The sequence below is a fragment of the Micromonospora echinofusca genome (genome assembly GCF_900091445.1).
Lineage (GTDB): Bacteria > Actinomycetota > Actinomycetes > Mycobacteriales > Micromonosporaceae > Micromonospora > Micromonospora echinofusca.
Genome location: NZ_LT607733.1, coordinates 2,187,632 through 2,202,215, shown reverse-complemented (window position 1 = coordinate 2,202,215; position 14,584 = coordinate 2,187,632). Strand labels below are relative to the sequence as shown.

Here is a 14,584-nt window from a genome sequence, read left to right as displayed (position 1 = left end):
ATGGACGTCTTCGAGTTCCCGGCGTCGGCCGCGCAGCGGCGGATGTGGCTGCTCGACCAGCTCGACCCGGGTCAGCCCACCTACCACGTCGGCTGGGCGGTGTGGCTGGACGGCCCGCTGGACCCTGCCGCGCTCGACGGGGCCTGGGCGGCGGCGGTCGCGCGGCACGAGATCCTGCGCACCACGTTCCGGGCCAACGGCGGACGGCCGATCCAGGTGATCGACGACGACGCCCGGGCGGGCGCCATCGAGGTCGTGGCCCTGGACCGGCTGCCGGAGGCGGACCGGGAGGCGGCGGCCCGGGCCGCGCTGCGCGAGCACGCCCGCACCCCGATGCCGTTGGAGCGGGGGCCGCTGGCCCGGGTCAAGCTGCTGCGTCTGGCCGCGCAGCGGCACGTCCTGGCGCTGGTGGCGCACCACGCGATCGTCGACGGCTGGTCGTTGCGGCTGCTCTGCGACGAGCTCTCCGCCGACTACGAGGCGCTGCGCGCCGGCCGGCCGCCCGTGTCGGTCGAGCCGCCCCTCCAGTACGCCGACTTCGCCCTCTGGGAGCGGGAGCACATCGACGCGGGCGGCCACGCCGAGGCGGAACGCTTCTGGCCGGCCGAGCTGGCCGATGCCCCGCCGGAGGTGCCGCTCCCGGTCGACCGCCCGCACCCCGACCGGCTGTCGCCGGCCGCCGCCGAGGTGGCGGTGCCGGTCGACGGGGAGCTGGCCGGGGCGCTGCGCCGCCTGGCCGGGGCGCGGGGCAGCACCCTCTTCGCCGTGCTGCTGACCGCGTACGCGGCCCTGCTGTCGCGGCTCAGCGGCGCGGACGAGGTGCTCGTCGGCGTGCCCGTGGCGGGGCGTACCCGGATCGAGACCGAGCCGATGCTGGGCCTCTTCGCCAACACCGTCGCGATCCGGGCGGCGCTGCACGGGGACCCGACGCTCGCCGAACTCCTCGACCGGGTGCACGCCACCACCGCGCGCGCCCAGGCCCACCAGGACCTGCCGTTCGCGCGGGTGGTCGAGCTGTGCCGGCCGCAGCGGCAGCCGTCGCGGGCGCCGCTGGTGCAGGTGATGTGCACGGTCGAGGAGGCCCTGGCGCCGGTGGAGCGGGGGGCGCTGCGCTGGCGGCCGGAGCTGGTGCCCACCGGCACCGGCAAGTTCGAGCTGGAGCTGGCCGCCGTCGCCGGCCCGGACGAGTTGTCGGTGCGGCTGCGCTACCTCACCGACCTCTTCGACCCGGCCAGCGCGGGTCGCTTCGCCGACGCCCTGGCCGCGATCCTGGCGGCGCTGGCGACCGCCCCGCAGACCCGGGTGTGCGACGTGGACCTGCTCTCCCCCGCGACGGCGGACCTCGTCACCCGGGTGTGGCCGGCGGTCCGGTCCGGGTCCCTTCCGCCTCCCGGGTGCACCGCGGCGGCGCTCGTGGCCGACGTCGACGCCGGCGACCGGGTGGTGATCGCGGGCGACGACGCGACCCTGACCGGCAGCGCGGTGCGCCGGCTGGCCGCCGGCATCGCCGCCGGGCTGCGCGGGCTCGGCGTACGGGCCCAGGAGACCGTGGGCATCGTCCTGCCCCGGGGAGCGCGGCCGCTCCCGGCGCTGCTGGGCGTCTGGCGGCTCGGGGCGGCGTACCTGCCGCTCGACCCGACCCACCCGCCGGGGCGGCTGCGGGCGATGCTCGCCGACGCCGGGGTGCGCGTGGTCGTCACCGACAGTGGCGCCGTCCCCGCGCCCCTGCTGGCCGAACTGACCGCGTCGACGACCCTGCTCGACCTGGCCGCGCAGGCGCCGGCCGACTCCGGGGCGGGACCGGCCGACGCGGAGACGCAGCCGGTTCTGCCGCCGCCGTGTGCGGTGCCGGCGACGGCGGCGGCGTACGTGCTGTTCACCTCGGGGTCCACCGGCCGGCCCAAGGCGGTCACCGTCACCCAGGGCGCGGTGGCGCACCTGCTGCACGCGTTCCGGGAGATGGTCCCGCTGGGGCCGGCCGACCGGGTCCTCTCGGTGAGCCCGTTCGCGTTCGACATCGCCCTGCTCGACCTGCTCCTGCCGCTGCTGTGCGGCGCGCCGGTGGTGGTCGCCGGCGAGGACGACGTGATCGACGGCAACCGGCTGCGGCGGCTGCTCGCCACGACCGGGACGACGATGCTCCAGGCGACGCCGACGACGTGGCGGATGCTGGTGGCGGCCGGCGGGGTGCCGCCCGGGGTGCGGCTGCGCCTCAGTGGCGGGGAGGCGCTGCCCCGGGCCCTGGCCGACGCCCTGACGGAGCCGGGCACACGCCTGTGGAACCTCTACGGCCCGACCGAGACCACCGTCTACTCGACGGGGGCCGAGGTCGAGGCGGGGTCCTCCGCGCCGCCGGACCTCGGCCCGGCCGTCGCCGGCAGTCGGGTGTACGTGCTGGACCGGTGGCTGCGGCCGGTGCCGCCGGGCGTGGTCGGTGAGGTCTGCATCGGCGGGGCGGGGGTCGGCCGGGGCTACGTCGGCGCGCCGGGCTGGACCGCCGGGCGGTTCGTGCCCGACCCGTTCACCCCGGGCGGCCGGCTCTACCGCAGCGGGGACCTGGGGCGGTGGCTGCCCAGCGGGCGCATCGAGCCGCTGGGGCGGGCCGACCGGCAGGTGAAGGTGCGCGGTTTCCGGGTCGAGACGGCGGAGGTGGAGGCGGTGCTGCGCGGCCACCCGCAGGTCCGCGACGCCGTCGTGACGGCCACGTCCGACGTGGACCACGACGGGGTGCGGCTGGTCGGGTACGTGGTCACCGACCCGCCCGCGACCGACCCGCCGGCCGGGCTGGCCGAGTACGCGCGCCGGTTCCTGCCCGCGCACATGGTGCCTGCGGTCCTCGTGGCGCTGCCCGAGGTGCCCCGGACCTCGCGCGGCAAGCTGGACCTGCGCGCCCTGCCGGTGCCGGCGAGGGGTGCCGGCCTCGGCGGGGCGCCGGTGGCTCCGCGTACCCCGCTGGAGCGGGAGTTGGCGGCGCTGGTGGCCGACCTGCTGGGCCTGCCCGGCCCGGTCGGGGTCGCCGACAACTTCTTCGTCCTGGGCGGGCACTCCGTGAAGGCCACCCAGCTGATGGCCCGGATCTGGACGGCGTACGGGATCGACCTGCCGGTCCGGACGCTCTTCGACGACCCGACCGTGGCCGGGCTGGCCGCGGCGGTCAGCGCCGCCGGGGCGGCGACCGCCAAGGGTGCCGGCGCGGCGGGCACCGGCGGCGCGGGATACCTCGACACGTTGACCGACGACGACGTCGACGACCTCCTCGCCAGCATGGACCGGCCCTCGGGGTGGGACGGATGAGCGGGCCTGCGGAGCCGCCGGCCTGGCTGGCGGCGATGCTCGCCGCGCTTGCCGAGAGCCACGACCCGGCCACCGCGCCGCACTGGCGGCGGCGGGTGGACGTCGAACTCGACCGGCTCGCCGGCCGGGTGCCGTTCCGGGTGGTGTACGACTGGCACGCGCGCGTCCTCGCCCCGGCGCCCGGCGGCGACGCCGGCCGGCTGGTGCACGACCTGCACCGACGGGCGCTCACCGGCGACCGGGCCGGGGCGCACGAGTGGCGCGACGCCCTCCGGCCCGCCCTGCGCGAGCTGTACCGGGCCGCCTACCCGTACGCCGAGGCCCGGGCGGTCGCGCACGCCAACGCCCACGCCTACGCGACCGCCAACGGCTACGGCCCGGACGAGGTCGCCGGGTTCGCCGCGCACTACGCCGACCTCAGCACCGGGGCCAACGCGGCGGCGTTCGCCGACGCCAACGCCCTCGCCGTCGCCGACGCGCTGGCGCAGGCCCTGGCGCGGGCCGACGCCGCGGCGTACGCCGAGGCGTACCCGGCCGCCCTGGCGCGCGCGTACGCCCTGGCGGCAGCGAACCGGGCCGGCGGGGCGGGCGCGACGCGCGTGCTCCGGGCGGCGTACGGACGGCTGGGCGGGGCGCTGGCCGAAAGTCTGCGCGACGTGTCGGATTGAGGCCCCCGGACCCGTCCGTCGGCCCCTGGTCTCGGCCCGGTGACTCATCTACTGTGGATCCACTTCGGCCGATGTCGGGCGGCGCGGCGGACCAGCGGGGACTTGAGGGGGAACACTTGCCGGACGACAACCCGATCCGTTTCCCGGCCCCTCGTCGCGTCCCACCGGCACCACCATCCGCCGAGGTCGAGCGCCTGCCGGACCGGTCCGGCCCCCTGCCGCTCTCCTTCGCGCAGCGGCGGCTGTGGTTCCTGGAGCGGCTCGGCCGGGTCGGCCACGCCTACCACATGCCCCTCGCCCTCCAGCTCGACGGCCGGCTCGACCGGGACGCGCTGCGGGCGGCCCTGGACGCCCTGGTGGACCGGCACGAGGTCCTGCGTACCCGCATCGTGGCCGACGGCGCGGAGGCCGCCCAACGCGTCGACCCGCCCGGGGGCGGGTTCCCGCTGCGGTTCGAGGACCTGACCGGGCACGCCGATCCCGACGTCGCCCTGGCCGGCCTCCAGCAGGAGGAGAGCACCGCCCCGTTCGACCTGGCGGCCGGCCCGCTGTTCCGGGGCCGCCTCGTCGCGCTCGCCCCCGACCGGCACGTGCTGCTGCTGACGATGCACCACATCGTCAGCGACGGCTGGTCGCTGGGGATCCTGACCCGCGAGTTGGGGGTGTTGTACGCGGCGTCGCACGAGGGCCGGCCCGACCCGCTGCCGCCCCTGCCCGTGCAGTACGCCGACTACGCCGCCTGGCAACACCAATGGCTCACCGACGGCACCCTGCAACGCCAGGAAACCCACTGGCGCAACACCCTCACCGACGCACCCACCCTGCTCGACCTACCCACCGACCGACCCCGACCCGCCGAACAGGACCACCACGGCGCCCACCTGCCCATCACCATCGACACCGACCTCACCACCGCCCTCAAGACCCTCACCACCCACCACGGCGGCACCCTCTACATGACCCTGCTCACCGCCTGGGCCATCGTCCTGTCCCGCCTCACCGGCCACCACGACCTCATCATCGGCACCCCCACCGCCAACCGCCGCCGCGCCGAACTCGAAAACCTCATCGGCTTCTTCGTCAACACCCTCGCCCTGCGCATCGACCTCACCGGACGACCCACCACCACCGAGTTGCTGCACCGCGTCCGCGACCTCACCCTCACCACCCTCGACCACCAGGACCTCCCCTTCGAACACGTCGTCGAAGCCGTCAACCCCACCCGCAACCTCGCCCACACCCCCCTGTTCCAGGTCATGTTCGCCTGGCAGAACAACGAGGACGTGGACCTGGACCTGCCCGGTGTCGAGGTGACCGCGCTGCGCAGCCCGTGGACGAGCGCCAAGTTCGACCTCACCCTCTCGCTGGCCGAGCACGACGGGCGCATCACCGGCAGCCTCGAGTACGCCACCGCACTGTTCGACACCGCCACCGCCCAGCGCCACGTCCACTACCTGCACCACGTCCTCACCCAACTCGTCGCCCACCCCGACCAGCCGATCGACCGGCTGAGCCTGCTCGACGAGCGGGACCGCCGCGAACTCCTCGCGGCGTGGGGCGACGCGACCCCGTACCCCGTCGAGGGGACGATCCCCGCGTTGTTCGCGCAGCGGGTCGCGGCGGCCCCGGACGCGGTGGCGGTCACCTTCGAGGGCACCTCACTCACCTACCGCGACCTCGACGCGCGCGCCAACCGGCTCGCCCACCACCTTCTTGCGTACGGCGTCGGTCCCGACGTCCTCGTCGCGGTCTGCCTGGAACGCTCGCCCGAGCTGGTCGTGGCGCTGCTGGCGGTCCTCAAGGCCGGCGGCGCGTACGTCCCGCTCGACCCGACCCATCCCGCCGAACGCCTCGGCGAGCTGCTGGCCGACGGCGCCCCGGTCGCCGTCCTCACCCACGCCGCCACCCGCGCCACCCTCGACGGCCTGACCACCGCACCCGTGATCGACCTCGACACCGCCGACGTGGCCGAGCACCCCACCACCAGCCCCGACCCCGGTACCCGACCCGGGCACCTCGCCTACGTCATCCACACCTCCGGCTCCACCGGCCGGCCCAAGGGCGTCATGGTCGAGCACGCCAACGTGGTGCGGCTCTTCTCCGCCACGGCGGGGTGGTTCGGCTTCGGTCCGGACGACGTGTGGTGCCTCTTCCACTCCTTCGCGTTCGACTTCTCCGTCTGGGAGATGTGGGGCGCGCTGCTGCACGGCGGCCGGCTGGTGATCGTCCCCCGGCTGACCAGCCGCTCCCCCGCCGAGTTCCACCGGCTGCTGTGCGACGAGGGCGTGACCGTCCTCAACCAGACCCCCAGCGCGTTCCGCAGCCTGATCGCCGCGCAGGCCGACAGCGCGCGGGCGCACCGGCTGCGCACGGTGGTCTTCGGCGGCGAGGCGCTGGACCCGACGATGCTGCGGCCGTGGTACGCGGACGCGCGCAACGGCCGCACCGAGCTGGTCAACATGTACGGCATCACCGAGACCACGGTGCACGTGACCCACCGGCCGTTGAGCCCGGCCGACGCCGAACGGCCGGGCGTGTCCCCGATCGGGCGGCCCCTCGCCGACCTGCGTCTCTACGTGCTCGACGGGCGGGGGGAGCCGGTGCCGCCCGGCGTCGTCGGTGAGCTGCACGTCGGCGGCGCGGGGGTCGCCCGCGGCTACCTCAACCGTCCCGGGCTGACCGCGCAACGCTTCCGGCCCAGCCCGTTCGTGGCGGGCGACCGGCTCTACGCCACCGGTGACCTCGTCCGCCACCGCGCCGACGGGGGCCTCGACTACCTGGGCCGCAACGACTCCCAGGTGCAGCTGCGCGGCTACCGCGTCGAGCTGGGCGAGGTCGAGGTCCAGCTCGCCGCCTGTCCCGGCGTACGCGACGCGGTGGTGACGGTCACCACCGACGCCGCCGGCGAGCCGCGCCTCGTCGGCTACTACACCGCGTCCGTACGCCGGCTGACGGCCGAGTCGCTGCGCACCCGGCTGGCCGCCGTCCTGCCGGAGCACATGGTCCCGGCCGCGTACGTGCGGGTCGCCGAGTGGCCGCTGACGCCCAACGGCAAGCTCGACCACCGGGCGCTGCCCGCGCCGGACGGGTCGGCCTTCGCCACCCGGCACTACGCCGAGCCGGTCGGTGCGACGGAGACCACCCTCGCCGCCATCTGGGCCGAGGTGCTCGGCGTCGAGCGGGTCGGTCGGCACGACAACTTCTTCGCGCTGGGCGGGCACTCGCTGCTGGCCCTGCGGGTGCTGGAACGGATGCGCCGCCAGGGCCTGTCCGCCGACGTACGCGCGCTCTTCGCCTCCCCGGTCCTGGCCGACCTGGCCGCCGCCGTGGGTGCCGACGCGGACCGGGCCGACGCGCCCCCGGAGCCGATCCCGGCCGACTGCGAGCGGATCACCCCGGAGCTGCTGCCGCTGGTGCAGCTGAGCCAGCCGGAGATCGACGCGGTCATCGCCACGGTCCCCGGCGGGACGCCGAACGTGCAGGACATCTACCCCCTGGCGCCGGTGCAGGAGGGGATGCTCTTCCACCACCTGATGGCCCGCGACCGCGACCCCTACCTGGTCACCACGGTCCTGCGCTTCGCCGACCGGGACCGGTTGGACCGCTACCGCGCCGCGCTGGAGGCGGTGATCGCCCGGCACGACGTGCTGCGTACCGCGGTGGTGTGGCACGGGATCAACGAGCCGGTGCAGGTGGTGTGGCGCCGGGCGCCCCTGCCGGTGGAGGAGGTCCCGCTCGACGCGGCGGGCGACGACCCGCTGCGGCAGCTCCGCGAGCACGTCGACCGGCGGTACGGCCGCCTGCCCCTCGACCGGGCTCCCCTGCTGCGGCTGCTGGTCGGGCGGGACCCGCGCGACGGCGGGTGGCTGGTCGTGGAGCTGATCCACCACATCGTCGACGACAACACCTCGCTCAAGCAGCTGCGGGCCGAGGTCCGCGCGTACCTGGCCGGCGAGGGCGACCGGCTGCCGCCGCCGCTGCCCTTCCGCGACTTCGTGGCGCGCATCCGGCGCGGCGTCGACCGGGCCGAGCAGGAGAGCTTCTTCCGCCGGATGCTCTCCGACGTCGACAGCCCGACCGTGCCCTTCGGCCTGCGGGACATCCACGGCGACGGGCACACCATGCGCGACGCCCGGGTCTGGCTCGGTCCGGAGCTGGCGCGGCGGCTGCGGCAGCGGGCCCAGTCCCTCCAGGTCGGGGTGACCAGTCTCTTCCACGTCGCCTGGGGGCAGGTGCTGGCCCGGGCCGCCGGCCGCCGGGACGTGGTCTTCGGCACCGTGCTCTCCGGGCGGATGGACGCCGGCGCGGGCAGCGACCGCGTCCTCGGGCCCTTCCTGAACACCCTCCCGCTGCGGGTCACCGTCGACGCCACCGGCGCCACGGAGTGCGTGCTGCGCACCCACGAGGCGCTGACCGGGCTGATCCGCCACGAGCACGCGTCGCTGGCGCTGGCCCAGTCGTGCAGCGCGGTGGCGCCGCCGGCCCCCCTCTTCACCGCCCTGCTCAACTACCGGCACGCCGAGGTGCTCGCCGAGTCGGAGACGCCCGCGCCGACGCCCGACGCGGACGACCTGACCTACCTGGCCGCGCAGGAACGCGGCAACTACCCGCTCGCGCTGGACGTCGACGACCTGGGCGACGACGTCGTGCTGACCGTCGCCGCCGCGGCCGGGGTGGCGCCCGAGAAGGTCTGCGCGATGGTCGAACGGGCGCTGGAGACGCTCGCCGACGCCCTGGAGCGCACGCCCGACGCGGCGGTGGGCGGGCTCGACGTGCTGCCCGCCGCCGAGCGGCGCCGGCTGGTCGAGGACGGCAACGACGCCACGGTGGCGTACCCGCCGGGCCGCCTGGTGCACCACCTCGTCGAGGCCCAGGCGGCCCGCGACCCGCAGGCGGTGGCCCTCGTCGGCGACGACGTACGGCTCACCTACGGCGAGCTGAACGCGCGGGCCAACCGGTTGGCCCACCACCTGCGCACCCGGGGCGTCGGGCCGGACCGGATCGTGGCGATCTGCGTCGAGCGGTCACCGGACGCCGTGGTGGCGCTGCTGGCGGTCCTCAAGGCCGGTGGCGCCTACCTGCCGCTCGACCCGGCGTACCCGCCCGAGCGGCTCGCCGCCATGCTGCGCGACAGCGCGCCGGTGGCGGCGCTGACCCACGGCCCGGCCCGCGAGCGGTTGCACGCCGCGCTGGCCGGGCTCGACACCCCGGTGCTCGACCTGGACCTCGACGCGGCGGCGTGGGCGCCGCTGCCGGCGACCGACCCCGTCATCGACGGGTTGGGCGCGCACCATCTGGCGTACGTCATCTACACGTCCGGCACCTCCGGCACCGCCAACGGGGTGCTGGTCGAGCACCGGCAGCTCGTGGCCGTCGCCGCCGCCTGGGAACGCCTGCTCGACCTGCGCCCCGGGCTGGTGCACCTGCAGATGGCGAGCTTCTCGTTCGACGTCTTCACCGCCGACGTGGTGCGGGCGCTCGGCTTCGGCGGGCGGCTGGTGATCTGCCCGCGTCCGCTGCTGCTGGACAGCGCCGGTCTGTACGAGCTGCTGGGCCGCCACGACGTGGACTTCGCCGACTTCGTACCGGCCGTGCTCAACCCGCTGCTGGAGCACCTGGAGTCCACCGGCGGGAGCCTCGCCGGGCTGGAGACGGTGGTCTGCGGCTCGGACGCCTGGAGCGCCGCCGACGCCGCCCGGCTGCGCGCCCGGTGCGGGCAGCGGGTGCGGATCGTCAACGCGTACGGCGTGACCGAGGCGGCCGTCGACAGCACCTGCCACCTGCTGCCGACCGACGATCTCGCCGAGGCGACCTGCCTGCCGATCGGCCGGCCGCTGCCCAACGTGCGGGTCTACCTGCTGGACGGCGAGGGCGAGCCGGTGCCGGACGGGGTGGTCGGCGAGATCCACATCGGTGGCGCGGGCGTGGCGCGCGGCTACCTGAACCGGCCCGGCCTGACCGCGCAGCGCTTCCGCCCCAGCCCGTTCGTGCCGGGCGAGCGGCTCTACCGCACCGGGGACCTGGGTCGTCGCCTGCCGGGCGGGGAACTGGAGTTCCTGGGCCGCGACGACTTCCAGGTGAAGATCCGGGGCTTCCGCGTCGAGCTGGGCGAGATCGAGTCCCGGCTCGCCGCCGTCGAGGGCGTACGGGAGGCGGTCGTCGTGGCGCGCCCGGACGCCGTCGGCCACCAGCGGCTCGTCGCGTACGTGCTGGGCGGGGCGGGCGAGGCGCCGGACGCCGCGCGGCTGCGGGACCGGCTCGCCGCCCAACTGCCGGAGCACATGGTGCCGTCGGCGTACGTCCGGCTGGCCGCATGGCCGCTGACGCCCAACGGCAAGCTCGACCGGGCGGCGCTGCCGGCGCCGGACGGGGAGGCCTTCGGCCGGCGCGGGCACGTCGAGCCGGTCGGCCTGCTGGAGACCATGGTGGCGGGCGTCTGGGCCGAGGTGCTGGGCGTCGAACGGGTCGGCCGGCACGACGACTTCTTCGCCCTGGGCGGCCATTCGCTGCTGGCCATGCGGCTGGTCTCCCGGCTCCGGCAGGTGCTGGGGCGGGAGGTCTCGCCGGCGGCGCTCTTCGCGGCGCCGGTCCTGAGCGCCTTCGTCGCCCGGCTGACGCCGGACGGCCGCGACGTGCTGCCCCCGATCCGCCCGGTCGACCGGGACGGCGCGCTGGAGCTCTCCTTCGCGCAGCGGCGGCTGTGGTTCCTGGAGCGGCTCGGCGGCCTCGGCCACACCTACCACATGCCGCTGGCCCTGGAGCTGGCCGGCTGGCTCGACCACGACGCGCTGCGGTCGGCCCTGGACTCCCTCGTCGACCGGCACGAGGCCCTGCGCAGCCGCATCGTCCCCGCCGGCTCCGACGTGCACCAGCACGTCGACCCGCCCGGGGCCGGCTTCACCCTGCACACGCACGACCTGACCGGCGCGCCCGACGCCGCCGCCCGGCTGGCCGGGCTCCAGGACGAGGAGTTCACGGCCCCGTTCGACCTGACCACCGGTCCCCTGATCCGGGGCCGCCTGGTCACCCTCGCCCCGGACCGGCACGTCCTGCTCGTCACGATGCACCACGTCGTCTCCGACGGCTGGTCGATCGGCGTCCTGACCCGCGAGTTGGGGGTGTTGTACGCGGCGTCGCACGAGGGCCGGCCCGACCCGCTGCCGCCCCTGCCCGTGCAGTACGCCGACTACGCCGCCTGGCAACACCAATGGCTCACCGACGGCACCCTGCAACGCCAGGAAACCCACTGGCGCAACACCCTCACCGACGCACCCACCCTGCTCGACCTACCCACCGACCGACCCCGACCCGCCGAACAGGACCACCACGGCGCCCACCTGCCCATCACCATCGACACCGACCTCACCACCGCCCTCAAGACCCTCACCACCCACCACGGCGGCACCCTCTACATGACCCTGCTCACCGCCTGGGCCATCGTCCTGTCCCGCCTCACCGGCCACCACGACCTCATCATCGGCACCCCCACCGCCAACCGCCGCCGCGCCGAACTCGAAAACCTCATCGGCTTCTTCGTCAACACCCTCGCCCTGCGCATCGACCTCACCGGACGACCCACCACCACCGAGTTGCTGCACCGCGTCCGCGACCTCACCCTCACCACCCTCGACCACCAGGACCTCCCCTTCGAACACGTCGTCGAAGCCGTCAACCCCACCCGCAACCTCGCCCACACCCCCCTGTTCCAGGTCATGTTCGCCTGGCAGAACACCGACGACGGCGAGTTGACCCTGCCGGGCCTGCGGGTCACCGCCCTGCCGCCGCCGCACACCACCGCCAAGTTCGACCTCACGCTCGCGCTGGCCGAGCACGACGGGCGCATCACCGGCAGCCTCGAGTACGCCACCGCACTGTTCGACACCGCCACCGCCCAGCGCCACATCCACTACCTGCACCACGTCCTCACCCAACTCGTCGCCCACCCCGACCAACCGATCGACCGGCTGTCCCTGCTCGACGAGCGGGACCGCGAGCAGGCGCTGCGGCAGGCCGCGCAGTCCCCGGTGGACAGGGGCGTCCTCGCCCGCCTGGCCGAGCGAGTCGCGGCGGCCCCCGACGCGGTGGCGCTCACCTTCGACGGCACCTCACTCACCTACCGCGACCTCGACGCGCGCGCCAACCGGCTCGCCCACCACCTGCGCGCGTACGGCGTCGGCCCCGACGCGCTCGTCGCGGTCTGCCTGCGCAGGTCGCCGGAGCTGATCGTCGCGCTGGTGGCCGTCGCCCGGGCTGGCGGCGCGTACCTGCCTCTGGACCCGGCGCATCCCGCCGAGCGCCTCGGTCACCTGCTGGCCGACGGCGCCCCGGTCGCCGTGCTCACCCACGCCGCCACCCTCGACGGCCTCGACGGCCTGACCACCGCACCCGTGATCGACCTCGACACCACCGACGTGGCCGAGCACCCCACCACCAGCCCCGACCCCGGTACCCGACCCGGGCACCTCGCCTACGTCATCCACACCTCCGGCTCCACCGGCCGGCCCAAGGGCGTGGCGCAGACCTGGCGGTGCCTGGACAACCTGATCGACTGGCAGCTGCGCTACGCAGCGCCGGGCAGCCCGACGCCGCACCGGGTGCTCCAGTTCGCCTCGATCGGCTTCGACGTCTCCGCCCAGGAGATCTGGAGCACCCTCTGCCAGGGCGGCACGCTGGTGCTGATCGGCGAGGAGCGCACCCGCGACCTCGGCCAGCTGCGCCACGTCCTCGCCGAGCAGGGCGTACGGCGGGCGTTCCTGCCGGCCGCCGTGCTGCACCAGATGGCGGGCCTCACGGGAGCCGTCGCCCCGCTCGGGCCCGGCTGCGAGATCGTCACCGCCGGCGAGGCGCTGCGGGTCGACGACGACCTGCGCGCCCTGGTCACGGGGCTGGGCGGCCGGTACCTCTACAACCAGTACGGCCCGACGGAGACGCACGTGGTCAGCCAGTTCGCGCTGGCCACCGCGACGGCGGACGACTGGCCGGCGCTGCCGCCGATCGGCCGGCCGATCGCCAACGCCCGGCTCTACGTGCTCGACGAGCGGTGCGAACCGGTACCGGCGGGCGTGCTCGGCGAGCTCTACATCGGCGGGTCCGGCCTGGCGCGGGGCTACCTCAATCGCCCGGCGGCGACCGCCGAGCGGTTCGTGCCCGACCCGTTCGCCGGGCCCGGCGAGCGGATGTACCGCAGCGGGGACCTGGTCCGCCGCCGGGCCGACGGCACCATCGAGTTCGTCGGGCGCGCCGACGACCAGGTCAAGGTACGCGGCTTCCGGGTCGAGCCGGGCGAGGTGGAGAACGCCCTGCGGCACGTCCCGGGCGTCCGCGAGGCCGCCGTGCTGCTGCGCGAGGACGTCCCCGGCGACCCGCACCTGGTCGGCTACCTGGCCGGCGACGTCACCGCCGAGGTGGCCCGCGAGCAGCTGCGGCGCCGGCTGCCCGAGCACCTGGTGCCAACCCGCTGGGTGGTGCTCGACCGCCTGCCGCTGACCCCCAACGGCAAGCTCGACCGGCGGGCCCTGCGCGCGCCCGATCAGGCCGACGTCGCCACCGCCTACGTCGCGCCCCGCGACGAGCGGGAGGCCCGGATGGCCGCCATCTGGGCCGAGGTGCTGCGCCGCGACCGGGTCGGCGCCCTCGACGACTTCTTCGCGCTGGGCGGCCACTCGCTCCTGGCGACCCGGCTCGTGCACGCCATCAACGAGCGGATGTCGGCGCGACTGTCGCTGCGTACCCTCTTCCGCCGGCCCGTCCTGGCCGACCTGGCGGCCGAACTGGCGGGCCCCGGCGCTCCCGCCGTCGACGCCCTCCCGCCCCTCGTCGCCGACCCCGACGCCCGACACCAGCCGTTCCCGCTCACCGACATCCAGGAGGCCTACTGGGTGGGGCGCGGGTCGACCATCGAACTCGGCGGGGTCGGCGCGCACGGCTACAGCGAGCTGCGGCTGCGCGACTTCGACGAGGAGCGCTTCACCCGCGCGCTGCACCGGCTGATCGACCGCCACGACATGCTCCGCGCGGTCTTCCACGACGGCGTGCAGCGCGTCCTGCCGAGCGTGCCGCGCTACGCGATGGCCCGGCAGGACCTGCGCGGGCTCGACCCGGACACCACTGCCCGCCGGCTGGGCGAGATCCGCGAGCGGATGTCCCACCAGGTGCTCGACGCCCGCCGCTGGCCCCTGTTCGAGTTCGCGGTGACGCTGCTCGACGGCGAGGCGCGCCTGCACGTCAGCACCGACGCGCTGATCCTCGACGCGGCCAGCGGGCAGATCCTCGAACACGAGCTGGCGGTGCTCTACGCGGACCCGGACGCCGACCTGCCGCCGCTCGCGGTGACCTTCCGCGACTACGTGCTGGCCGAGCGGGCCCTGCGGGGCACGCCGCGCTACGAGCGGGCGCTCGACTACTGGCGGGAGCGGGTCGCCACGCTGGCCCCCGCACCGCAGCTGCCGCTGGAACGGCAGCCGGAGAGCGTCGAACGACCGCGCTTCACCCGCTACGACGAGGTGCTGCCGGCGCAACGCTGGAGCCGGCTGAAGGCGGCCGCCGGCCGGCACCACGTGACCCCGTCGGTGCTGCTGGTCACCGCGTTCGCGCAGGTGCTGGCCCGGTGGAGCCGCCAGTCG

3 protein-coding genes (1 of these 3 only partly in view) are annotated in these 14,584 nt (G+C 75.5%); all 3 read left to right on the top strand.

Going from position 1 to position 14,584, the window contains the following annotated elements; all coding sequences use genetic code 11:
- The gene (locus tag GA0070610_RS09860) at positions 1-3,294 is read left to right on the top strand and encodes a non-ribosomal peptide synthetase (RefSeq protein WP_088999745.1); all 3,294 of its coding nucleotides are present in this window, start codon (positions 1-3) and stop codon (positions 3,292-3,294) included.
- Positions 3,291-3,962, top strand: a complete 672-nt coding sequence (locus GA0070610_RS09855) for a SpcZ (RefSeq protein WP_088999744.1) — start codon at positions 3,291-3,293, stop codon at positions 3,960-3,962. The genes GA0070610_RS09860 and GA0070610_RS09855 overlap by 4 nt, the downstream gene beginning before the upstream one ends.
- A gap of 116 nt (positions 3,963-4,078) precedes the next feature.
- On the top strand, positions 4,079-14,584 hold the 5' portion of the coding sequence (locus tag GA0070610_RS09850) for a non-ribosomal peptide synthetase (RefSeq protein WP_172896503.1). 3,075 nt of this gene lie beyond the right edge of the window; the window shows 10,506 of its 13,581 coding nt (coding positions 1-10,506); it begins with the start codon at positions 4,079-4,081; the stop codon falls past the right edge of the window.